This is a genomic window from Variovorax paradoxus B4 (assembly GCF_000463015.1).
Lineage (GTDB): Bacteria > Pseudomonadota > Gammaproteobacteria > Burkholderiales > Burkholderiaceae_C > Variovorax > Variovorax paradoxus_E.
Map to the genome: position 1 here is coordinate 3,780,023 of NC_022247.1, position 23,734 is coordinate 3,803,756.

General features: G+C 68.5%; 16 protein-coding genes and 2 pseudogenes. 9 read left to right on the forward strand and 9 right to left on the reverse strand.

Going from position 1 to position 23,734, the window contains the following annotated elements; all coding sequences use genetic code 11:
* Position 1 precedes the first annotated feature (1 nt).
* From VAPA_RS17660 to VAPA_RS17670, 3 genes are all read left to right on the forward strand, one after another.
* Complete coding sequence (locus VAPA_RS17660; RefSeq protein WP_021008130.1) at positions 2–1,363, forward strand: NAD(P)H-dependent oxidoreductase; 1,362 nt, start codon at positions 2–4, stop codon at positions 1,361–1,363.
* A gap of 148 nt (positions 1,364–1,511) precedes the next feature.
* On the forward strand, positions 1,512–1,883 hold the full coding sequence (locus VAPA_RS17665; protein WP_021008131.1) for a YciI family protein: 372 nt from the start codon (positions 1,512–1,514) through the stop codon (positions 1,881–1,883).
* Positions 1,880–3,115, forward strand: coding sequence for an RNA polymerase sigma factor (locus VAPA_RS17670; protein WP_021008132.1), 1,236 nt, complete (start codon positions 1,880–1,882; stop codon positions 3,113–3,115). Before VAPA_RS17665 ends, VAPA_RS17670 begins: the two co-directional genes overlap by 4 nt.
* A gap of 453 nt (positions 3,116–3,568) precedes the next feature.
* Here the strand turns inward: VAPA_RS17670 and VAPA_RS35200 are convergent.
* A pseudogene (locus VAPA_RS35200) lies at positions 3,569–4,648 on the reverse strand (serine hydrolase domain-containing protein); the annotation flags it as partial.
* Here VAPA_RS35200 and VAPA_RS17680 point away from each other — a divergent pair.
* Entirely contained in the window at positions 4,647–7,250 is a 2,604-nt protein-coding gene (locus VAPA_RS17680; protein WP_196232513.1) for an FtsX-like permease family protein, read from the forward strand. The pseudogene VAPA_RS35200 and the gene VAPA_RS17680 sit on opposite strands and share 2 nt — an antisense overlap.
* Before the next feature lie 51 nt (positions 7,251–7,301).
* On the opposite strand, the pseudogene VAPA_RS17685 reads toward VAPA_RS17680, so the two are convergent.
* Positions 7,302–9,846: pseudogene (locus VAPA_RS17685) on the reverse strand (penicillin acylase family protein).
* Between the two features lie 99 nt (positions 9,847–9,945).
* Between VAPA_RS17685 and VAPA_RS17690 the strand changes: the two are divergent.
* From VAPA_RS17690 to VAPA_RS17705, 4 genes are all read left to right on the forward strand, one after another.
* Positions 9,946–11,022: a PLP-dependent cysteine synthase family protein gene (locus VAPA_RS17690; protein WP_021008135.1), complete on the forward strand. Its 1,077-nt coding sequence runs from the start codon at positions 9,946–9,948 to the stop codon at positions 11,020–11,022.
* Positions 11,022–12,098: a lipocalin-like domain-containing protein gene (locus VAPA_RS17695; RefSeq protein WP_021008136.1), complete on the forward strand. Its 1,077-nt coding sequence runs from the start codon at positions 11,022–11,024 to the stop codon at positions 12,096–12,098. The genes VAPA_RS17690 and VAPA_RS17695 overlap by 1 nt, the downstream gene beginning before the upstream one ends.
* 91 nt (positions 12,099–12,189) lie before the next feature.
* A complete protein-coding gene (locus tag VAPA_RS17700) occupies positions 12,190–12,645 on the forward strand; it encodes a hypothetical protein (RefSeq protein ID WP_021008137.1) in 456 nt (151 codons plus the stop codon).
* 83 nt (positions 12,646–12,728) lie between these two features.
* On the forward strand, positions 12,729–14,561 hold the full coding sequence (locus VAPA_RS17705; RefSeq protein ID WP_021008138.1) for a bifunctional metallophosphatase/5'-nucleotidase: 1,833 nt from the start codon (positions 12,729–12,731) through the stop codon (positions 14,559–14,561).
* 52 nt (positions 14,562–14,613) lie between these two features.
* On the opposite strand, the gene VAPA_RS17710 is transcribed toward VAPA_RS17705, so the two are convergent.
* The 5 genes from VAPA_RS17710 to VAPA_RS17730 form a co-directional block, all read right to left on the reverse strand.
* Entirely contained in the window at positions 14,614–15,600 is a 987-nt protein-coding gene (locus VAPA_RS17710) for a branched-chain amino acid ABC transporter permease (protein ID WP_021008139.1), read from the reverse strand.
* Positions 15,601–15,605: 5 nt separating this feature from the next.
* Positions 15,606–16,481, reverse strand: coding sequence for a branched-chain amino acid ABC transporter permease (locus VAPA_RS17715; protein ID WP_021008140.1), 876 nt, complete (start codon positions 16,479–16,481; stop codon positions 15,606–15,608).
* A gap of 95 nt (positions 16,482–16,576) precedes the next feature.
* Positions 16,577–17,773, reverse strand: coding sequence for an ABC transporter substrate-binding protein (locus VAPA_RS17720; protein ID WP_021008141.1), 1,197 nt, complete (start codon positions 17,771–17,773; stop codon positions 16,577–16,579).
* 58 nt (positions 17,774–17,831) lie between these two features.
* Complete coding sequence (locus VAPA_RS17725) at positions 17,832–18,548, reverse strand: ABC transporter ATP-binding protein (RefSeq protein WP_021008142.1); 717 nt, start codon at positions 18,546–18,548, stop codon at positions 17,832–17,834.
* 1 nt (position 18,549) lies between these two features.
* Positions 18,550–19,320 (reverse strand): ABC transporter ATP-binding protein, encoded by a 771-nt coding sequence (locus VAPA_RS17730; protein WP_021008143.1) that lies wholly within the window; start codon positions 19,318–19,320, stop codon positions 18,550–18,552.
* Between the two features lie 216 nt (positions 19,321–19,536).
* Between VAPA_RS17730 and VAPA_RS17735 the strand changes: the two genes are divergently transcribed.
* Entirely contained in the window at positions 19,537–20,736 is a 1,200-nt protein-coding gene (locus VAPA_RS17735) for an AGE family epimerase/isomerase (protein WP_021008144.1), read from the forward strand.
* A gap of 16 nt (positions 20,737–20,752) precedes the next feature.
* On the opposite strand, the gene VAPA_RS17740 is transcribed toward VAPA_RS17735, so the two are convergent.
* Both VAPA_RS17740 and VAPA_RS17745 read right to left on the reverse strand, forming a co-directional pair.
* Positions 20,753–22,315 carry a DHA2 family efflux MFS transporter permease subunit gene (locus VAPA_RS17740; protein WP_021008145.1) on the reverse strand — a complete coding sequence of 521 codons (1,563 nt, stop codon included), beginning with the start codon at positions 22,313–22,315 and terminating at the stop codon, positions 20,753–20,755.
* 30 nt (positions 22,316–22,345) lie between these two features.
* Positions 22,346–23,698, reverse strand: a complete 1,353-nt coding sequence (locus VAPA_RS17745) for an efflux RND transporter periplasmic adaptor subunit (protein ID WP_021008146.1) — start codon at positions 23,696–23,698, stop codon at positions 22,346–22,348.
* Positions 23,699–23,734 lie beyond the last annotated feature (36 nt).

Consider the following 23,734-nt stretch of genomic DNA (forward strand, 5'->3'; position numbering starts at 1 on the left):
CATGAGCCTTTACACCCGCCTGCAGCAGCGCGCCGCCGAAGGCCGCCCCATCCGCATCGGCCTGATCGGCGCCGGCAAGTTCGGCTCGATGTACCTCGCGCAGATTCCGTGCACACCCGGCGTGCAGCTGGTGGCGATTGCCGACCTGTCGCCCGCGGCGGCGCGCGTCAACCTCGAGCGCGTCGGCTGGAACCCGGAGCGCGCCGCGGCGGGCTCGGTGCAGGAGGCCCTGCAGACGGGCAGCACCTGGATCACCGACGACTGGCAGGCCGTGACGCGCGAGCCGTCGATCGACATCGTGGTCGAGTGCACCGGCAACCCGGTGGCCGCCGTCGAGCATTGCCTGGATGCCTTCGCGCACGGCAAGCACGTGGTCAACGTGACCGTCGAGGCCGATGCCTTCTGCGGCCCGCTGCTCGCACGCAAGGCGCAGCAGGCCGGCGTGATCTATTCGCTGGCCTTCGGCGACCAGCCCGCGCTGATCTGCGACCTGGTCGACTGGGCGCGCACCTGCGGCTTTCCCGTGGTTGCGGCCGGACGCGGCCACAAGTGGCTGCCGCACTTCACCGAATCGACGCCCGAAACCGTCTGGGGCAACTACGGCCTCACGCCCGAACAGGCGCTGCGCGGCGGCCTCAATCCGAAGATGTTCAACAGCTTTCTCGACGGCTCCAAGCCGTCCATCGAAAGCTCGGCGGTGGCCAACGCCACCGGCCTCACCGTGCCTTCGGACGGCCTGCTCTACCCGCCCGCGAGCGTGGAGGACATTCCCTTCGTCACGCGGCCACAGAGCGAAGGCGGCGTGCTCGAACGCAAGGGCATGGTCGAAGTCATTTCATCGCTCGAGGCCGACGGGCGAAAAATCCCCTACGACATCCGCATGGGCGTGTGGGTCACGGTCGAGGCCGAGACCGACTACATCAAGAACTGCTTCGAGGAATACAACGCCCACACCGACCCGAGCGGACGCTACTTCACGCTCTACAAGCGCTGGCACCTGATCGGCCTGGAGGTCGGCATGTCGGTCGCGAGCGTGGCCTTGCGCGGCGAGCCGACCGGCGTTGCCACCTGCTGGAACGCCGACGTGGTGGCCACGGCCAAGCGCGACCTGGCGCCCGGCGAAATGCTCGACGGCGAAGGCGGCTACACCGTCTGGGGCAAGCTGCTGCCGGCCGAGCGCTCGCTGCGCCTGGGCGGCCTGCCGCTCGGGCTGGCACACAACGTCAAGCTGGTGCGCCCGGTGAAGAAAGGCCAGAGCCTGTGCTGGGCCGACGTGGCCATGGACACCTCGACCCCCGCCTACAGGCTGCGAAGCGAAATGGAGGCCATGTTCGCGCCCTCCGTTCAGGCGAAGGCAGCCTAAAGGCTTAGGTAGCCCAGCCATTGCGCCAAGCGGCAATAGCCTAAAAAATCATCTGCTCGACGCGGACGCCGTGTCGAAATGACCGGCAGCGGGCCGTCATTGTGGTGAGCGATCCTGCTCAGCCTCTTTTCCACGATGGAGAGACACCATGCAGTACATGTTGATGTTTTATCAGCCCGCGGCCGAATTCGAACAAAGGGACGACGCTTCTTCGCAGGCCTATCGGGCCAGCTGGATCGCGTACGCCGATGCGGTGCGCGCGGCAGGTATTTCGCTGGGCGGCCACGGCCTGTTCCCGCCGATGACCGGCACCACGCTGCGCGTGCGCGGCGACAAGCGCCAGGTGCAGGACGGCCCCTTCGCCGACACCAAGGAGCAGCTCGGCGGCTACTTCGTGGTGGACGTGCCGGACCTCGATGCCGCGCTCGAATGGGCGGCCCGCGCGCCCTGCGCGGCCAGCGGGGGCGTGGAGGTGCGGCCGGTCTTTACCGCCACGGCCATCGCGGCGCCCACACCGTGAACGCCCCGGCGGCTCACCAGGCCGCCGAACGTGCGGCGCGCGAGTCGTACGGCCGCCTGCTGGCCATCCTGTCTGCGCGCACGCACGACATCGCCGCATCGGAAGATGCGCTCGCCGAGGCCTTCGCGCGCGCGCTGGAGCGCTGGCCGGCCGACGGCATTCCCGCGCAGCCCGACGCCTGGCTGCTGAGCGTGGCCCGGCACCGCAAGCTCGACGCCTGGCGCCACAGCCGCGTGCAGGACGACGCGACACAGACCCTGCTGCTGTTGGCCGGCGAGGTGGACAACGCCGCCGGCACCGAAGGCGCGGCCGTGCCCGACGAGCGGCTGCGCCTGATGTTCGTCTGCGCGCACCCCGCCATCGACGCGGCGGCCCGCGCGCCGCTGATGCTGCAGACCGTGCTCGGACTCGACGCGGCCCGCATGGCCGGCGCCTTTCTCACCGCGCCTTCCACGCTCGGCCAGCGGCTGGTGCGGGCCAAGGCGCGCATCCGCGCCGCAGGCATTCCCTTCGAGTATCCGCAGGCACGCGAACTTCCGCAGCGGCTGCAGGACGTGCTGGACGGCATCTACGCCGCCTACGGCACCGGCTGGGACGACGTCGATGGCGCCGACGCCTTGCCGCGCGGCCTCACCGCCGAGGCCATCGACCTCGGCCGCATCCTGTGCAGCCTGATGCCCAATGAGCCCGAGCCGCTGGGCCTGCTCGCGCTGATGCTCTTCTGCGAAAGCCGCGCTGCGGCGCGCCGCAGCGAGACCGGCGCCTACGTGCCGCTCGACCAGCAGGACCCGCTGCGCTGGAACCCCGACCTGCTCGCGGAAGCCGAACGCTGCCTGCGCCGGGCCTCGGAGATGAAAGCGCTCGGCCCCTACCAGCTGGAGGCGGCGATCCAGTCGGCCCATTGCGAGCGCCGCGTGGGCGCGCCCGTGCCGCCCGAAGTGCTGGTGTCGCTCTACGAAGGACTGCTGGCGCTGCGGCCCAGCATCGGTGCCCAGGTCAGCCTGGCCTGCGCGCTGGCCAATGCGCGCGGCCCCGACATCGGCCTGCGTGCGCTGGAGGCCATTCCGGCCGCCGAGGTGGCGAGCTACCAGCCGTTCTGGGCCGCCCGCGCGCACCTGCTCGCGGCCGGCGGTGCGCGCGCGGCGGCGCGCCAGGCCTACGACCGCGCGATCGGCCTCAGCAGCAACGCCGCCGTGCGCGCCTATCTGAACGCAATGTCGGAACGGCTTTGAGCTTTCATCGCCCGAAGACCGGTCAATCCTGCGGAACCGCCACCGCCTCGCCCCCCTCCGCGCATCGAGCCGGCTGCCGCCCTGCGCCAGCGCCACGCCGACCACCGCGTTGCCTTCGCCGCGCCGGAACGTGACCTCGGCGCCGATGGCCGTGACCGCGAAGCGGTCGCTGCCGATGGGCGTGAGTGCGTTGTAGCCCCGCCCCGTCTCCCTCACCAGCAGGCGGCCGCTGCGCACGGCAAAGCTCAGCGTCTTGGCCTTGTTGATGCGGAACTGGCCCTGGTAGTCCTCGAGGCGCTGCGGGTCGATGGGCACCTCCACGGTCGGCACCGGGTAGCGGCTCTTGCCGATGGCCAGCATCACGGACTGCAGCGGTGCGCGCGCGTTGCTGCCGAGCACGATCAGCGCCTCTGCGCTGTCGGGCGCCAGCAGCCACAGCGTGCGGTAGCCCTCGGTCACGCCTGCGTGGTAGTAGGTGCGCCGGCCGCCTTCGGGGCCGCGCACCATCACCGCATAGCCGATCTCGGCGCCTTCGTAGCGCGCCAGCGGCGTGAGCATGCGCACGGCCGCGGGGCCCAGCGGACCGCTGGCGCCGGCGAGGATTGCGCGGCTCAGCGTGAGCATGTCGGCGGCCGTGGAACGCAGCGCGCTGGCCGGTGCATAGGCCGCCATGTCGAGCAGCCGCTGGCGCCGGTCGCCGGCGAAGGCCGGCGCCACGCGCGAGGCCTTGTCGCCGAGCTGGATCACCGTGTCGTTCATGCCCAGCGGCTCGGTGATGCGCGCGCGCACCAGCTCGCCCCACGTGGTGCCATGGCGTTCAGCCAGTATCTGCCCCAGCAGCGCCATCCCGAAATTGCTGTACGCCGCTTCGCAGGGCGGCGCCGGCGCCGGCGCCGTGAGCCTGATGCGCGACAGCGCATCCCAGAACGCCGCCTTGTCGAAGGCACGGAACTGCGCGGCCAGCGCGGGTCCGCCGGTCACGCCGTCTGCCATCACAGGCATGCAGCCGGTGTGCGTCACGAGCTGGCGCAGCGTCACGGAGGCCACCGCGGGCGAGAGCGGTGACGCCAACTTGCCTGCAAGCAGCTGGCCCACGGTGTCGTCGAGCCCCACCTCGCCACGCTCCACCGACTGGGCCAGCAGCAGGCCCGTGAACACCTTCGTCACGGAGCCGATCTCGAACATCGGCTGCTCGGCGCTGTTCGGCGCGATGCCCCGCGGCGCCGCAGACGGCTCGGGGTTGTGCGCCACGCCATAGGCGGCCTTGCCGCCGCGCAGGACGCCGACGACGAGCATTCCCCTTTCGGCACCGAGCGCCATCTTCGCGATGGCGGCGGGATCGCTGGCCAGGGTGACGGGCAACGGCTGTGCCAACGCGGCAGCCGCCGGCAGCAAGGCAGGAAGCCATGCCGCCATCCATCGGCGGTACAGGTCGGAGCACGGAAGCCGCATCGTCGAATTCCCCAGGCATCGAAGAGGCGCCATGGTGCCACGGCCGCGGAACTCCGCGCGCGCCAGCCACAATGACGGCATGCGTGCCTTGCTCACCACCTTCTCATGGCAGGAACTGCGCCACCATCCCTGGCGCAATGCCGCGGCCGTGCTGGCCGTGATGCTGGGCGTGGCGCTCGCGTTCTCGGTGCAGCTGATCAATGCCTCGGCCCTCGACGAGTTCTCGAGCGCGGTGCGCTCGGTCAACGGCCAGCCCGATCTCGAAGTTCGCGCCGTGCAGGGCAGCTTCGACGAAGCGGTGTTCGCGCGGCTCGCGCAGCATCCGCAGGTGGCGCTGGCGAGTCCGGTGCTCGAGTTCCAGGGGCTCGCGCTGGCCGGCGAACGCCAGCTACCGATGCGCGTGATCGGCATCGATGCGCTGGCGCTGCCCACCATCGCGCCGGCGCTGATGCCGCAGCCCGGCAAGAACGCCACCCGCTTCGCGATGCTGGCGCCGGGCCATGTGTTTCTCAACACCGCGGCGCGCAACGTGCTCGGGCTCCCGGCCGAAGCGGCGCAAGGCCGCGTGGAGACGATACAGCTGCGCAGCGGCGGCGCCTGGCAGCGGCTCGAGGTTGCAGGCCACGTCGCCGCCGGCGGCGCGGCGCTGGCGGTGCTGGACATCGCGGCTGCGCAGGACCTGTTCGACAAGCTCGGCCAGCTCAGCCGCATCGACCTGAGGCTCGCTCCCGGCACCGACCGGGCGGCCTTCATCGCATCGCTGCAACGGTCGCCGGGCTGGCCTGCCGGCCTGCAGTTTGCCGAACCGGGCGACGCGGCCGAGCGCGTGAGCAATCTCTCGCGCGCCTACCGCGTCAACCTGACGGTGCTGGCGCTGGTGGCACTTTTCACCGGCGCTTTCCTGGTGTTCTCGGTGCTGGCGCTCAGCGTTGCCAAGCGGGCGCAGCAGTTCGCGCTGCTCGGCGTGCTGGGCCTGACGCCGCGCGAGCGATTGCGCCTGGTGCTGATCGAATCGCTGGTGCTGGGCCTGATTGGAAGCGGCGCCGGCCTTGCGCTGGGCACAGCGCTCGCGGCCTTCGCATTGCGCGTGCTCGGCGGCGACCTGGGTGGCGGGTACTTCGAGGGCGTGGCGCCCACGCTGCACTGGAGCACCGGCTCGGCGCTGCTGTACGGCGGGCTCGGCGTGCTTGCGGCGCTGGTGGGCGGCTGGTGGCCCGCACGCGCGGCGCAGGCACTGCCTGAAGCGCAGACCCTCAAGGGCCTGGGCGCCGCGCCCGTACAGGGCCACAGCCACTGGCTGGCGCTCGGCCTCATTGCCGCAAGCGCGGCGCTGGCCAACATGCCGGCCGTCGGCGGCATTCCGATTGCGGCGTATCTCTCGGTGGGCTGCCTGCTGGTGGGCGGCATCACCGCATTGCCCTGGCTGATTGCGCTGCTGTACGACCGCGTGGCGCCCGTGTTCGCGCAACGCGTGCTGCCGATGCTGGCCATCGAACGGGCACGGCGCATGCGCGGCACCGCAGCCGTGGCGGTCAGCGGCGTGGTCGCCAGCCTGAGTCTTGCGGTTGCGCTCACGGTGATGGTGGCGAGCTTTCGCGATTCGGTCACGCATTGGCTCGACGTGGTGCTGCCGGCGGATCTCTATGTTCGCGCCACGTCGAGCGGCCGCTCCGGCAATTCGGGCACACAGAGCAGCAGCGACACAGCCACCTTTGCGCCGGCTTTCGTGCAGGCGCTGGCACGGCTGCCTGGCGTGGAGCGCGTCGGCACGCTGCGAACCCGATCGCTGCAGCTCGACCCCGCGCAACCCGCGGTCACGCTGATCGCACGAAGCCTCGAAGGCGGCGCGTCACAGGCACTGCCGTTGGTGGGCCCCGCGCTGCCGGTGCCTGCTGGCCAGGTCGGCATCTACGTGAGCGAACCGATGGTCGAGCTGTATGGCGCGAAGCCGGGTTCTCTCTTCGCGCCGCTTTCGCCGGCATTGGCCACCGCGGGGTCTGATCCAGCTGCGTTCTTCGTCGCGGGCGTGTGGCGCGACTATGCACGGCAGTTCGGCGCCATCACCATGGACGCGCGGGATTTCGAGCGCCTGACGGGCGAACGCAACGTGAGCGATGTGTCGCTGTGGCTCGCACCCGGCACGTCCGAGGGCGCAGTGCAGGCCGCGGTGCGCGAGCTGGCGGCACGCCGCGACGGCTCCGATTCGACTACGACGAACGTCGAGATCTCGTCGGTCGGGCAGATCCGCGCCACCTCGCTGCGCATCTTCGACCGCAGCTTTGCAGTGACCTACTGGCTGCAGGCCGTGGCCATTGCCATCGGCCTGTTCGGCATTGCGGCGAGCTTCAGCGCGCAGGTGCTTGCGCGGCGCAAGGAGTTCGGGCTGCTCGCGCACCTGGGATTCACGCGGCGGCAGGTGCTGGCGGTGGTGGCGGGCGAAGGCGCGGCGTGGACCGCGATCGGCGCCGTGGCGGGGCTGCTGCTCGGGTTGGCGGTGTCGGTGGTGCTGGTGAAGGTGGTCAATCCGCAGAGCTTTCACTGGACGATGGATCTGCTGGTGCCCTGGGGGCGGCTGCTGGTGCTCTGCGCTGCCGTGGTTGCTGCGGGGACGGTCACTGCGTGGCTGGCGGGGCGGTCTGCTGCGGGACGGGATGTTGTTCTTGCTGTGAAGGAGGATTGGTAGGTTTTTGGGGTTCCGGGGCCGGGTCTCGCCCCGGCCCCGAACCCCAAAAACCTAAGGCAAAGAAGGCGTCAACCGAACCCTCTCCACAGTCTCCCTCTCCACCGCCCCCCCGGCTATAAACCAGCGGCACATACTTCCCCTCGAGCCAGAGCGGCGCCAGATCCCGATAGTGCGGACTGTCCGGATCCCCCGACTGCCCTGGCGTATTGATCGCCCGCGAGGCATCCCAATTCCCCACGTCCAGCACCATCCGGAACGAAGCTCCCGACGTGAGCTTGTAGTCGTTGGCGCGGTAGCTGGCAGCCATGGGCGTGAAGGCCGAACCCGACATCGGCCAGTCGCCGACTTCCAACTTCTTGCGCATGGCCGCATCGACCACGCCGCCGAGCGGATGGCGGAACTCCGCGCGGTGCAGCGCGCCCCACTTCCACGCCGACATGTCGGGCCCGAGCTTGGCCGTGAGCTCCTGCATCGCGGGCGGCAGGGTTTCCAACAAGAGCGCATCGCGCTGCGCATCGCTCACCCAGCCGAAGGGGTTCTCCAGCAGCAGCAGCATGCGTGTGTTGTCCCCGGGTGCTGCCAGCGAGGCCGCGGCTTCGCCGGCACCGGCCTTGAGCACCGCCGCGCGCAGCGTCTTGGCGCTCCACACCTCATACAGCGCAGCGGCGGCGCTGTCGCGGTCCATGGTGCCGTCCCAGCCTTGCAGCAGCCGCAGCCCGGCGGCCGTGCGGGCATCGTCGCTGCGCAGGCCCGCCAGGAGTTTCAGCAGGCGCTGGGCAGGCGTGGCAACGATGTCGTTCTGCATGCGCTCCGAGTCCTCGAGCGTGAAGCGCGAGCCCGAGGCCGCCTTTTTCTCGAACAGTTCCTTGAGGCGGCGCGCACGCGCACCGTCGCTCCATTCGTAGCCGATGCCCTTCTTCGCGGCCGGATGATCGGGTGGAATGTTGTTCTCGTTCGCGGTCACGACGTAGCCGCGCGCGGGGTTGAACTCCGAGGGCAGTTCGTCGCCGTTGCGAAAGCCCGACCACTCGTAGCGGCCATCGCCCGGCACCGGCATCAGGCCGTCCCAGTTGGGGCGGATCGGCGTGAGGCCGCCCGGAATCCAGCCGACGTTGCCATTGCGATCGGCATAGACCTGGTTCTCGCCGGGTGCGCCCCAGCGGTTCATGGCGGCGCGGAACTGGTCCCAGTTCTGTGCGCGCATGTAGTCCATCGAACCGAAGTACGGCGCCATGCCGGGCTCGAGCCATGCGGCCCGCAGGGCGAATGCGCGCCGCTTGCCGGGCTCGGACAGCAGCACCGGGCCGTGGCGCGTGAAGGTGTTCACCACCTCGCGCGGCGCGCTCTCGCCGCGCACGGCGATGCGCTCGGTGACGCGCGTCATCGGGTCCCATCGGCCCTGGTAGCGGTACTCGTTGGGGTTCCTCGGATTCAGCTGGTAAACGTACAGGTCTTCCTGGTCCATGTAGAAGCGCGTGAGGCCGAAGGCGATGGTGCCGTTGTGGCCGATCGAAAGGCCCGGCAGGAAGGGCTCGCCAGCGCCGATGGCGTCCATGCCGGGCGCGCTGAGATGCGCCATGTAGCGCAGGCTCGGAGCGCCGTGGGCGCGGTGCGGATCGTTGGCGAGGATCGGGCGGCCGGTGGCGGTGAGCTTCGGCGCGATGACCCAGTTGTTGCTGCCATAGGCGGCCGTGGGGTCGCCTTGCAGTGCCTGTTGCCGCTCTTGCTCCTCCTCGGCGCTCCGTGCCGTGGCTTCGGTTCCGCCGGGCGGCAGGAGCGCGGACGCGGTCGCAGTGCCGGCCAGCCGCGTGTTGTCCTTGGTGAAGCGCGGCGGCTCCGTGGCGCGCAGGTAGGCCGCGCGCAACTCGGCCGCCGGAAGGGTGCAGGGGTCGAGCCCCACGGGCACTTTGGGTGTGACCGGCGGATCGAGTTCGCGGCGCAGCCAGTCGGCCTTGATGCCCTGGCCGCCGGCACAGAAGGCGCGCGCGCGGTCGATCTCGGACGTGAAGTTGAGCGTGAGGCCGTGATGGCGGATGCGCACCACGTCTTCGGCCGACCAGAGCGATGGCTGGTAGCCCAGCAGCGCGAATTCCTTCGGCAGCAGCGCCGGCTGCGCGCGCACCTGCGCCACATAGGCGTTGACACCGGCCGCGAAGGCCTCGGCCACGCGCTTGGCGTCGGAGCCGTAGGCCAGCCATTCGCGGTACATGTCGCCGCGATAGAGCACGGCGCGCGCAGCGCGATCGCTCTCGACCCAGGCGGGGCCGAAGTCCCTGGCCATTTCGCCCAAGCCGCGCTTGCGCCAGAGGTCCATCTGCCAGAGCCGGTCGCGCGCGGCAATGAAGCCCTGCGCAACGAACGCGTCGTAGAGCGTTCCGGCATAGAGATGCGGCACGCCCCAGCGGTCGATCAGCACCTCCGCGGGCTTCTCCAGGCCGGGCACCGCGAAGGACGACGGCACGCGCGGCGGCGTCTGCACACCCGGCGGCCCCGATGCGCAGCCCGCGAGCACCAGGGCCGCGAGTGCTGTGGCGCCAATGGAATGCCTTTGACCTAACGAGCGCCGCGACGTGGGGCGCAGGTGTCTTGTTCTCATGCGTCTTGTCTCCTGCCGGGTGGAATTTGGCAGCGCACAGTATCCCGATTTGCGCGTTCGCTGGGTGCTGCGAGGGATGACTTGTAGACTTCCTCCTACATGCAGCAAACACCCTCCTCTTCCTCCTGCGGCGGCTGGCTCGGCGCCGCCATACGCCGCATCGAAGCCGACTACCAGCGCAGCGCCGACACGCACCTGATCCCGCTGCCGCTGCCCGCGCTCGCCGCGGCCGGCATCGACCTGTACTTGAAGGACGAATCGACCCACCCCACCGGCAGCCTCAAGCACCGGCTCGCGCGTTCGCTCTTCCTCTATGCGCTGTGCAACGGATGGGTGCGCGAGGGCACCACGATCGTCGAGGCCTCCAGCGGTTCGACGGCGGTCAGCGAAGCCTATTTCGCGCGGCTGCTGGGGCTGCCCTTCATCGCCGTGATGCCGCGCAGCACCTCGCCCGAGAAAGTGGCGCAGATCGCCTTCTATGGTGCGCGCTGCCACTTCGTAGACCATGCGGCGCAGGTCTACGAGGAAGCGCACGCGCTCGCCGAGCAGACCGGCGGCCACTACATGGACCAGTTCACCTATGCCGAGCGCGCCACCGACTGGCGCGGCAACAACAACATCGCCGAAAGCATGTTCCAGCAGATGGCACGCGAGCGGCATCCGGTGCCGGCGTGGATCGTGGTGGGCGCGGGCACCGGCGGCACCAGCGCCACCATCGGACGCTATGTGCGCTATCGCTGCCACGACACGCAGGTGTGCGTGCCCGATCCCGAAGGCTCGGTGTTCTCGGCCTACCACCGCACCGGCGACACCGCGCTGACGGCGGCGGGCTCGCGCATCGAAGGCATCGGCCGGCCGCGCGTGGAGCCGAGCTTCATCCGCATGCTGGTCGACCGGATGATCGAAGTGCCCAACCTCGATTCGGTGGCGGCCATGCACGCGCTCTCGGCGCTGCTCGGCCGCAAGGTCGGCCCGTCGACCGGCACCAACTTCGTCGGCATGCTGGCCATTGCCAGCGAGATGCGCGCGGCCGGCCGGCAGGGCTCCATCCTTTCGCTGCTGTGCGATGCGGGCGAGCGCTATCTGCCGAGCTATCACGATGCGACCTGGGTGCAGAACGCGTTCGGCGACATCGACCCGGCGCAGCAACGCATCGACGCACTGGTTGCGGGGTGATGCCGCCGCCTGCCTTCCTTCACAAGCTCTCGCGCCGCAGCCTGCTGCTTGCGGCGCTGGCCGCCGCGCCCGCAAGCTGGGCGCTGCCCGCGCGCACGCTGCAGTTCCCGCGCGACTACGGCAGCCATCCCGATCTGCAGACCGAGTGGTGGTACATCACGGGCCACGCGAAGACCGCGGCGGGACGCGAGTTCGGCTTCCAGGTGACTTTCTTCCGCTCGCGCGTCGATGCGGCGCAGGGCCTGCGCTCGGCCTTCGCGGCCAGGAACCTCGTGTTCGCGCACGCGGCCGTGACAGATCTCGAAGGCCGCGTGCTGCTGCACGACCAGCGCATTGCGCGCGCGGGCTTCGGCGTCGCATCGGCCAGCGAAGCCGACACCGACGTGCGCCTGCGCGACTGGTCGCTGGCGCGCAGGGAGGACGGCAGCTATTCGGCGCGCATCCCGGCGGGCGAGTTCTCGCTCGACCTGCGCTTCGCGCCCACGCAGCCGGTGCTGCTGCAAGGCAAGGCCGGGCTCTCGCGCAAGGGACCGGAGGAAGCACAGGCGAGCTACTACTACAGCGAGCCCCAGCTGCGCACGCAGGGCAAGCTCGCGCTCAAGGGCCAGGCCTTCGACGTCGACGGCACCGCCTGGCTCGACCACGAATGGAGCGAGGCGCTGATGCATCCCGAGGCCGTGGGCTGGGACTGGATCGGCATGAACCTGGACGACGGCAGCGCCCTCACTGCCTTTCGCCTGCGGCGCCGCGACGGCAGTGCGCTGTGGGCCGGCGGATCGTTTCGCACGCGCGATGGCGCGCTGCGCGTTTTCGACAACGACGAGGTGCGCTTCGACGGTGCGAAGACGTGGACCAGCCCGCGCACGCAGGCAAGCTACCCGACCCGGTGGCGCGTGCAGACCCCATCGGGCAGCTTCGAGGTGCACGCCCTGCTCGACGACCAGGAGCTCGACAGCCGCGGCTCCACCGGCGGGGTGTACTGGGAAGGCGTGAGCGACCTGCTCGACGCGCAAGGCCGCCGCGTCGGCCGGGGCTACCTGGAGATGACCGGCTACGCCGCACCGCTGCGGCTCTGAGGCCGCACAGCCCTGCCTGTCATCACGCCGTCATGCCGAGCCCCTGAACTCGGCTTCCGACATTGCACGGTGGACGTGCGCCAAGGCTTGAATGAACAGAAGACCCCGGGCCATCGCATTGCTGATGGTTCTGCTGGCCGCTGCGGGCGCCGCGTGGGTGTTCGCAACTGCTCGGCCTGCCCCATCGGCAATGAACGCAGCGCTTGAAATCCGCTGGCACGGCAACGGCATCATCCTGCAGGGCGCGGTAAGGGATGCGGCCACGCAGCACGCGCTGGTGGACGGCGCGACCGCACGGCTCGGCGGCGAAGCCGACCAGGTGGTGGACTGGCTCGACATCGCGCCCGCGGCACTGCCCATCGCGGACGCCGCGGCGCTCGCCAGCCTGATCCGCCTGGGCCAGGAGGGCTGGCATCTGCAGCGGCGAGCCACCGAAGGACGACTGGCGGTGCAGTCGGCCGACGACGCGCGCAGCGCCCAGGCCAGGGAACTGCTGCAGCGCGCCTTCGGCCCCGGCGTGGCCATTCGCTTGGTTCCCCTGCCCTGATGGCACCTCGGAGCGGAGACGGTCATGGCGACGTCATCTGCCATGTCCAGCATGCGCTGCATTCCATCAAAGAGGAGAGGTTCATGCACGCATCGTTGAGACATCTCGCCATGGCGGGGGTTGTCCTGGCCTCCTTGTCCGCCTGCGGCGGAAGCAGCCATTCGAACGGGTTCATTCCGTTCGTTCCGCCGCCCGCACCGGCGCCGGCGCCACCCCCGGCTCCGGCCCCCGCCATGCCCGGCAGCGTGGACGTGAAACTCATTGCCTTCAACGACCTGCACGGCAACCTCGAGCCGCCTCGGCTCTCCATCAGCGCTCCGGCCAAGGAAGGCGGCACGGTCCCGGTGCCCGCCGGCGGCGCCGCGTACCTCGCTTCGGCCATTGCATCGCTCAAGGCCAAAAACGAGAACAATGCCGTGGTGTCCGCCGGCGACATGATCGGCGCCTCGCCGCTGGTCTCGGCGCTGTTCCTCGACGAGCCGACCATCGAGGCCGTGAACGCGATGAAGATCGACTTCAATGCGGTCGGCAACCACGAGTTCGACAAGGGCCAGACCGAGCTCCTGCGCATGAAGAACGGCGGCTGCGCCAAAAACACGCCGCTGGAGCCCTGCCGCGTGAACAAGGCCTTCCCGGGCGCCAATTTCGGCTTCCTGGCGGCCAACACCGTGAAGACCGACGGCACCACGCTGTTTCCCGCCACGGGCATGAAGACCTTCACCAAGGACGGCGCCACGGTGAAGGTCGCGTTCATCGGCATGACGCTCAAGGGCACGCCCAGCATCGTGACGCCGGCCGGTGTCGCGGGCCTGAGCTTCAAGGACGAGGCGGACACGGCCAATGCGCTGATTCCCCAGCTGAAGGCGCAGGGCGCCGACGCCATCGTGGTGGTGGTCCACGAAGGCGGCACGACCACGGTCGGCTACAACGACAAGAGCTGCGCCGGCCTGAGCGGCGACATCCTGCCGATCCTCAACAAGCTCGACGCGTCCGTCGACGTGGTGATCTCGGGCCACACGCACCGCTCCTACATCTGCGACTACGGCAAGACGAATCCGGCCAGGCCTTTCCTGCTGACGAGCGCCGGCCAGTACGGCACCTTGCTGACCGACATCAACCTGACGATCGACACGCGCACCCGCAAGGTCACGGCCAAGTCGGCCGACAACGTGATCGTCCAGGGCGAGGCCTACACCAGCGGCGCCAGCACGGTCGCGCTGACCGACCAGTACCCCGTGTTCGGCAAGAACCAGGAAGTGGCCGCGCTCGTGAGCCAGTACCTGTCCATCGCCGCTCCGCTGGTCCAGCGGGTGGTGGGCACGCTCTCCGGCCCGGCCACGCGCACGCAGACGGCCTCCCGCGAAAGCGTGCTCGGCAACCTGATCGCCGACGCGCAGCTCGACGCGACCAGCGCCAGCAACAAGGGTGGCGCGCAGATCGCTTTCATGAACCCGGGCGGCGTACGCGCCGATCTCGTGCCGGCCGGCGACGGCAGCGTGACCTATGGCCAGATCTTCAGCGTGCAGCCCTTCGGCAACAGCCTGGTGGTGAAGACGATGACCGGCGCGCAGATCAAGGCCTTGCTCGAGCAGCAGTTCAACAGCGGCAGCAACACGGTCGCTTCGCCGAGGGTGCTGCTGCCTTCGCGCAGCCTGAGCTACAGCTACAGCCTCTCGGCGCCCGCGGGCTCGCGCATCGGCAACATGGCGCTCAACGGAACCGCGATGACCGACAGCGCGAGCTACCGCGTGACGATGAACAGCTTCCTGGCCACCGGCGGCGACAACTTCACGGTCTTCAACCAGGGCACGGACACGCTCGGCGGCGACCAGGACGTGGACGCCCTCGAGGCCTACATCAAGGCGAACAGCCCGCTGGCGCCACCCGCGGCCAACCGCATCACCGCGCTGCCCTGAGCAGGCTTGCGCCAGAAGCGAAGAAGGCGGACAGAGTCCGCCTTCTTTCGTTTCAGGCTTTCTTGCCTCGGCGGCGGTCGAGGAAAGCGATGACCTCGCCCATGATGCCCCTGCGGAACGCAAGCACGCAGATCACGAAGATCAGGCCCGTGACCATGGTGACCGACTCGCCCAGCGTATTGAACCAGTCGACACCGGTGAGGCGCGCCATGAAGGTGCCGAAGTCGCCCACCTTGTTCTCCAGCAGCACCACGACCGCCGAGCCCACCAGCGGGCCCGACAGCGTGCCGAGGCCGCCCACCAGCGTCATCAGGATCACGTGGCCCGATGCGGTCCAGTGCACGTCGCTGAGTGAAGCGAAGCCGAGCACCAGCGTCTTGAGCGAGCCGGCCAGGCCCGACAGCGCGGCCGAGATCACGAAGGCCAGCAGCTTGAAGCGGTTGACGTCGTAGCCGAGCGAGATGGCGCGCGGCTCGTTCTCCTTGATGCCCTTGAGCACCTGGCCGAAAGGCGAATGCACGGTGCGCGCGATGAGCAGGAAGGCCGCGACCACGATCACCAGCGCGACGTAGTACATCGTGAGGTCGTCGCGCAGGTCGACGATGCCGAAGAGCTTGCCGCGCGGCACGCTCTGCAGCCCGTCCTCGCCGCCGGTGAAGGGCGCCTGCAGCACGACGAAGTACATCATCTGCGCCAGCGCCAGCGTGATCATCGAGAAGTAGATGCCCTGGCGGCGAATGGCCAGCCAGCCGAACACCAGCCCCAGCAGGGCACCGGCCAGCGTGCCCGCGATCAGGCCGAGCTCGGGCGTGAAGTGCCAGACCTTGAGCGCCTGCCCCGTGAGGTAGGCCGAGCCACCCAGGAACGCGGCATGCCCGAAGGACAGCATGCCGGTGTAGCCCAGCAGCAGGTTGAAGGCGCAGGCGAAGAGTGCGAAGCACAGCACCTTCATCACGAACACCGGATAGAAGCCGATGAAGGGTGCGGCGACGAGTGCCAGCAGCAGCACTGCGTAGACGACGAGCGATATTTTCTTCATGGACTTCACTTCTCGCTGCCGAACAGGCCGGCGGGGCGGATCAGCAGCACCACGACCATGATCACGAACACCACGGTGGCCGACGCCTCCGGATAGAACACCTTGGTCAGGCCTTCGATCACGCCGAGCCCCAGGCCCGTGAGGATGGCGCCCATGATCGAGCCCATGCCGCCGATCACGACCACCGCGAACACGATGATGATGAGGTTCTGCCCCATCAGCGGCGAGATCTGGATCACCGGCGCCGCGAGCACGCCGGCGAAGGCCGCCAGCGCCACGCCGAAGCCGTAGGTCAGCGTCACCATCAGCGGCACGTTGACGCCGAAGGCCTCCACCAGCCGCGGGTTCTCGGTGCCGGCGCGCAGGTAGGCGCCCAGCCGCGTCTTCTCGATCGCATACCAGGTGGCAAAGCACACGACGAGCGATGCGACGACCACCCAGGCACGGTAGTTGGGCAGGAACATGAAGCCCAGGTTCGTGCCGCCGCTCAGCGCCTCGGGGGTGTTGTAAGCCAGGCCCGACACGCCGTACACCGAACGGAAGCCGCCTTCGATCAGCAGCGTGAGGCCCAGCGTGAGCAGCAGGCCGTAAAGATGGTCGAGCTTGTAGATCCAGCGCAGCAGCAACCGCTCGATCAGCACGCCGAACAGGCCGACGATCAGCGGCGCCACCGCCAGCATGACCCAGTAGTTGACGTTGAAGTAATTCATCGCCATCCACGACAGCACCGCCCCCATCATGAACAGCGCGCCATGCGCGAAGTTGATGACGTTGAGCAGCCCGAAGATCACTGCCAGCCCCAGGCTCAGGATCGCGTAGAACGACCCGTTGACCAGCCCCAGCAGGAGCTGGCTCAACAGGGCAGGCATAGAAATGTTCATCGTGAATGGAAACGAGGTTCAGAAAAGTGGCAATGACTTCGCGCGGTGGCCGCCGCGCACGGCCGCCCCCGGGGTCGGGGGCGGGCGAGCAACAGCTACTTCCAGAGTGCGCAGGTGCTTTCTTCCTTGGTCGTGTAGACCTGGTCGCCCGGCACCTTCTTGACGATCTTCAGCAGGTCCCACGGGCCCTTGGATTCGGAAGGCTTCTTGACCTCCGCCAGCAGCATGTCGTGCACCATGCGGCCGTCGGCGCGGATCACGCCCTTGGCATAGAAGTCGTTGATCGGCGTCTTCTTGAGGTAGGCCATGACCTTGTCGGCGTCGGTGCTCTTCACCGCCTCCACGGCCTTGAGGTAGGCCATGGTGGCCGAGTAGTCGGCGGCCTGGATGTCGGTCGGCTTGTTCTTGGTCTTGGCTTCGTAGCGCGCGGCCCACTTGCGCGACTCGTCGTCGGCGTCCCAGTACCAGCTGGTGGTGTGCAGCAGCCCCTGCGTGGCCGGCAGGCCCAGGCTCTTCACGTCGGTGAGGAACACCAGCAGGCCTGCGATCTTCATCGACTTGTCGATGCCGAATTCCTTCGACGCCTTCATCGAGTTGATGAAGTCGCCGCCGGCGTTGGCCAGCCCCAGCACCTGCGCCTTGGAGTTCTGCGCCTGCAGCAGGAAGGAAGAGAAGTCCGACGCATTGAGCGGCGCCCGCACCGTGCCCACCACCGTGCCGCCCTTGGCCTTGACGACCTTGGCGGTGTCGCCCTCGAGCGCATGGCCGAAGGCATAGTCGGCCGTCAGGAAGAACCAGCTCTTGCCGCCGGTGTCGACCACGGCGCCGCCGGTGCTCTTGGCCAGTGCGACGGTGTCGTAGGCATAGTGCACGGTGTAGGGGCTGCACTGCGCGTTGGTGAGCGCCGAGGTGGCCGCGCCGTTGGTGAAGAACACGCGCTTCTTCTCTTGCGCCACCTTGGCGGTGGCCAGCGCCACGCCCGAATTGGTGCCCGCGAAGATCATCGTGGCGCCGGCGGTGTCGATCCACTCGCGCGCCTTCGAGGCCGCGATGTCGGGCTTGTTCTGGTGGTCGACGCTCAGCACCTCCACCGGCTGGCCGAGCACCTTGCCGCCCATGTCGTCGATGGCCATCTGGATGGCCGTTGCGCCGCCCTTGCCTTCCAGGTCGGCGTACAGGCCCGACAGGTCGCTGATGTAGCCGATGACGACCTTCTCCTGCGCCTGCACGGCATGGCTCGCAAGACCCGCGGCCCCGAGCATGAGGGCAATGATTTTGAGCTTGGTTTGCATGGTGGTCTCCTGGATGGTTGAGAGAGTCAACGGAAAAAAGCGATTGGCGCGGCCGCGGCTACACGCCCAGCAGCTCGCTGAGCACGGGCATCTTGGCGTCGAGCTCCTTGGCGCCGAAGGCCTCGACCATGCGGCCGTGCTCCATCACGTAGAAACGGTCGGCCAGCGGCGCGGCGAAGCGGAAGTTCTGCTCCACCATCACAATGGTGTAGCCCTTGCCGCGCAGGGTGTGGATCATCCGGGCGAGGGCCTGCACGATGACGGGCGCGAGGCCTTCGGAGATTTCGTCGAGCAGCAACAGCTTGGCGCCGGTGCGCAGGATGCGTGCGACCGCCAGCATCTGCTGCTCGCCGCCCGACAGCCGCGTGCCGGGGCTGTTGCGGCGCTCGGCCAGGTTCGGGAACATTTCGTAGATCTCGGCCACCGACATGCCCGGCCCCGCACCCTTGACGTTCTTGAGCGTCGGCGGCAGCAGCAGGTTTTCCTCGGCCGAGAGGCTCGCGAAGATGCCGCGCTCTTCGGGGCAATAGCCGATGCCCAGGTGCGCGATGCGGTGCGTGGCCATGCCGACGGTCTGCACGCCGTTGACTTCGATGCTGCCCTTGCGCGAGCCGGTCAGGCCCATGATGGCGCGCAGCGTGCTGGTGCGCCCGGCGCCGTTGCGCCCGAGCAGCGTGACGACCTCGCCGGGCTGCACCACCATGTCGACGCCGTGCAGCACGTGCGATTCGCCGTACCAGGCGTGGAGGCCTTTGATTTCCAGGGCGGCGGTCATGTCAATGCGCCCCTTGGAGCTGGCCGTCGGTGGTGCCCATGTAGGCCTCCATCACCTGCGGGTTCTTCGAGACTTCGGCGTACGGCCCTTCGGCCAGCACGGCGCCGCGCTGCAGCACCGTGATGGTGTCGGCGATGGTCGAGACCACGCTCATGTTGTGCTCGACCATCAGGATGGTGCGGCCGGCCGACACGCGCTTGATGAGTTCGGCCACGCGGTGCACGTCTTCATGGCCCATGCCCTGCGTGGGCTCGTCGAGCAGCATCAGCTCGGGGTCCATGGCCAGCGTGGTGGCGATCTCGAGCGCGCGCTTGTGGCCGTAGGGCAGGTTCACCGTGAGTTCGTCGGCCTCGTGCGCCAGGCCAACCTCCGCAAGCAGTTCGCGGGCGCGTGCATCGAGCGGCTTGAGCGTCTTCTCGCTCTTCCAGAAATGGTACGAAGTGCCGAGCGCGCGCTGCAGCCCGAGGCGCACGTTCTCCAGCAGCGTGAGGTGCGGAAACACCGCCGAGATCTGGAACGAGCGGATGATGCCGCGCCGCGCGATCTGAGCCGGCCGCTCGCCGGTGATGTCGTGCCCGTTGAACAGGATCGTGCCGCTGGTGGGTTCGAGAAACTTGGTGAGCAGGTTGAAGCAGGTGGTCTTGCCGGCGCCGTTCGGGCCGATCAGCGCATGGATCGAGCCGCGCACCACCGAGAGATCGACCTTGCTGACCGCAGTGAACCCCTTGAATTCCTTGGTGAGCTGGCGTGTTTCGAGGATGACGTCGCTCATCTCGCGAAGTCGCCCGGGTTCAGGAAAGATATGTCGGTCATGCAGTCCATCTCATCGCGCCACTGTCGAGCGCGGACCGATTGTTCGTGGCCGTCTCCCGCTTGCATACTGGGGCAAATGCCTATGCTGCAGTGCAACCTGCCTCCGCCGACTGTCCCCGGCAACGGACGACTGTCGTCACAATGACAATGACCCATCGGTTCGCCCCCTACTTCCATGCCGAACTTCCGCTCGCCCGAATTCCTGACCGACCATATCCAACACACGCTGGCTTTCTATGAGCCGGTCAGCCGCGACCCATCAGGTGGCTTCTTCCACTTCTTCAAGGACGACGGCACGGTGTACGACCGGCGCACGCGGCACCTGGTCAGCAGCACGCGCTTCGTCTTCAACCATGCGATGGCGCATCGGCACTTCGGGGATCCGAAGCACCTCGACAGTGCGCGCCACGGCCTGGCTTTCGTGCAGCACGCGCATGCGCAGCCGGGCGGCGGCTACGCATGGCAGATCGACTGGCACGACGGCCGCGCCACCGTGCAGGACGGCACGCAGCATTGCTACGGCCTGGCCTTCGTGCTGCTCGCGCATGCGCATGCGCTCATGGCCGGCATCGAAGAGGCGCGCGCGGGGCTCGAAGACACCTGGCAGTTGATGGAACGGCATTTCTGGGAGCCGCAGCACGCGCTCTATGCCGACGAAGCCACCACCGATTGGCATGTGGGTACTTATCGGGGCCAGAACGCCAACATGCATGCCTGCGAGGCGATGCTTTCCGCGTTCGAGGCCACGCAGGACGCACGCTACCTCGATCGTGCGCTCGCGCTTGCAGAGTCGGTCACAGCCCGGCAGGCCGCGCTGGCCGGCGGGCTGGTCTGGGAGCACTACCGCGAGGACTGGTCGGTCGACTGGGACTACAACCGCGGCGACAAGAGCAACATCTTCCGGCCCTGGGGCTTCCAGACCGGCCATCTCACCGAGTGGGCCAAGCTGCTGCTGCAGCTGGAGCGCGCGCTCGTTGCCGCCGGCCGCGAAGCGGACTGGACCGTGCCGCGTGCCAGGCACTTCTTCGACACTGCCATGCTCCGCGGCTGGGACGCGGAACACGGCGGACTCGTCTACGGCTTCGGGCCCGACGGTGCGGTGTGCGACGGCGACAAGTACTTCTGGGTTCAGGCCGAAAGCCTGGCCGCCGCGGCCCTGCTGGCCGTGCGCACCGGCGATGCCGGCTACTGGAACTGGTACGACCGCATCTGGGCCTACGGCTGGGCGCATTTCGTCGACCACCCCCACGGCGCGTGGTATCGCATCCTCACGCCCGACAACCGCAAGATCAGCGACGAAAAAAGCCCGGCCGGCAAGACCGACTACCACACCATGGGCGCGTGCTACGACGTGCTGCGGGCACTCGGCGCCTGAAGAGCAACACGTGCCCTCAATGGGCCCCGGCGGCCGCGTCGCCTCCCGCGCCGCCGCGCTGCGGCCTTGCCAGCCACACCAGCGGAATCAGCAGCAGGAACAGGATCGCCGACGCATAGAAGATGTCGTTCGTGGCCAGCATGAACGACTGCTGGTCGACGATCCGGTTGATCTGGCCCATCACCTGCTCGGTGCTCAAGCCGCTGCTCGCAAGCCCCGACATCGCGCTGGTCGCCGCGTTGTTGCCCTGGTTCACCGACTCCGCGAGCTGCGAGTGGTGCAGCGCCGCGCGGTTCTCCCACAGCGTGGTGGTGATCGACGTGCCCATGGCGCCCGCGGTGATCCGCAGGAAGTTCGACAGCCCCGACGCGGCCGGTATGCGGTCGGGCGTGAGGCCCGAGAGCGTGATGGTCACGAGCGGGATGAAGAAGAACGCCATCGCAATGCCCTGGATGATCGTCGGGATGATGATCGTCACGAAGTCGGCCTGCGTGTTGAAGTTCGACCGCATCCACAGCACCAGCGCAAACACCAGGAACGAGAACGTGGCGTAGCGCCGCGGATCGATCTTGGCCACCGTGAGCCCGACCACCGGCGAGAAGAAGATGGCCAGCAGTCCCACCGGCGCCATGATCATGCCGGCCTGCGTGGCGGTGTAGCCCATCCATTGCTGCAGCCACAGCGGCAGCAGCACCACGTTGCCGAAGAACAGGCCATAGGCCACGGCCGTGGCCACGGCGCCCGACCAGAAGTTGCGGCGCTTGAAGAGCGACAGGTCGACCACCGGATGCTTGTCGGTCAGCTCCCAGATCAGGAAGAACGCGAAGCCGACCACGGCGATCACCGCCATCGTGACGATCTCGGGCGAGTGGAACCAGTCGAGCTCCTTGCCCTTGTCGAGCATCAGCTGCATCGAGCCGACCCACAGCACCAGAAGCGCCAGGCCGATGGCATCGATCGGCACCTTGTGCGTGGTGCTCTCGCGCTTGCGGTAGAGCGCCCAGGTGATCGCGGCCGCGACGATGCCGACCGGGATGTTGATGTAGAAGATCCACGGCCATGAGATGTTGTCGGTGATCCAGCCGCCCAGGAGCGGTCCCATCACCGGCGCGACCAGCGTGGTCATCGACCACATCGCCATCGCGAGGCCCGCCTTGGCGCGCGGATAGCTCGACAGCAGCAACGTCTGCGACAGCGGAATCATCGGCCCCGCGACGAAGCCCTGAAGTGCCCGGAACAGGATCAACGTGGTCATGTTCGGCGCCAGGCCGCACAGCAGCGAGGCGACCATGAACAGGATCACGCTCGCCATGAAGAGCCGCACCTGTCCGAAGCGCTGCGTCATGAAACCCGTGAGCGGCACCGCGATGGCGTTGGCCACCGCGAAGCTGGTGATGACCCAGGTGCCTTGCGTGGTGCTCACGCCCAGGTCACCCGAAATGGCCGGCAGCGACACGTTCGCGATCGACGAGTCGAGCACGTTCATGAAGGTGGCGGCCGACAGCGCGATCGTGCCCCAGACGCGGGCAGCGCCCTCGAGCGGCGGATGCGCTACATAAGCAGGAGCAGCAGTGGCCATTGGCTTTGCCTCGGAAACCGGGAACGGCGATCAGCCGGGATGGGACTGCGAAGCGCCGTGTGCCGCGGTTCCGGTAGTTGCTGCGGGCGTGGCGGAGCGGCCTGCCGCCGGCGCCGGCACCGGTGCCGCTGCGGCCGTCGGCGCGCCGCGGCCGAGATTCGCGGCCACGATGCGGTCGACTTCGGCATCGGCGCCGTGGTCGAGCTTGCTGTAGACCTGCGTCTGCGAAATGGCGGTGGCGCGCGGCGCGTCGGCCAGCATCTTGCCGCTCTTCTGCGAGATGTCGATCTCGGCATCCATCGAGAGGCCGATGCGCAGCGGGTTGGCCTTGAGCTGCTCGGGGTCGAGCGCGATGCGCACGGGCACGCGCTGCACCACCTTGATCCAGTTGCCGGTGGCGTTCTGCGCCGGCAGCAGTGCAAAGGCGCTGCCGGTGCCCACGCCCAGGCCCGCGACCTTGCCGGTGTATTCCACCTTCTTGCCGTAGACGTCGGCCCTGAGCTTCACGGGCTGGTCGATGCGGATGTTGCGCAGCTGCACTTCCTTGAAGTTGGCGTCGACCCACAGCTGGTTCAGCGGCACGATCGACATCATCGGCGTGCCGGCCGCCACGCGCTGGCCGAGCTGCACTGTGCGCTTGGCGACGTAGCCGTCGACCGGCGCCGGCATGGCCACGCGCTGCGTGGCCAGGTAGGCTTCGCGCACCTTGGCGGCAGCGGCCTGCACGCTCGGGTGCTGGGCCACGCTGGTGCCTTCGGTCAGCGACTGGTTGCTTGCCAGCGCTTCGCGCGCGGCCACCACGCCGGCCTGCGCGGCGGCGAGCTGGCTCTTCGCGTTGTCGAGCGCCGTCTCGGCATGGTTGAGTTCTTCCTTCGAGACCGCGCCGTTGCCCGACAGCGCACGGCGGCGCTGCAGGTCGTCCTGCGCCTTGGCGATGTCGCTCTGCGCCTTGACGATGTCGGCCTGGCGCAGCGTGACCTGCGCCGCGAGCGAGCCGTTGTTGGCGTAGAGCGTGCGCACCTGGCGCACGGCCTGCGCGAGCGCGGCTTCAGCCTGCTCGAGCGCCACCTTCGCATCGGCGGGATCCAGCTGCACCAGCGGCTGGCCGGCCTTCACGAAGTCGGTGTCGTCGGCATTGATGGCCATGACGGTGCCGCCGATCTGCGGCGTGATCTGGATCACGTTGCCCTGCACGTAGGCGTTGTCGGTGTCCTCGTAGTGGCTGGCCACCAGCCATTCGTAGAGGCCCCAGCCGCCGCCGGCGACGATCACCACGGCCGCCAGCGCGGTCATCGCGCGGCGGCGCTTGCCGTTGCCGGCGGGTGCTTCGGTTGCAGTGGAGGCTGCAGGGGCAGCGGGCGTCGGAGTGTTGTTGTCGCTCATGATGAAGTTCTTTCCGAAGACGAAAAAGCCGGTTCA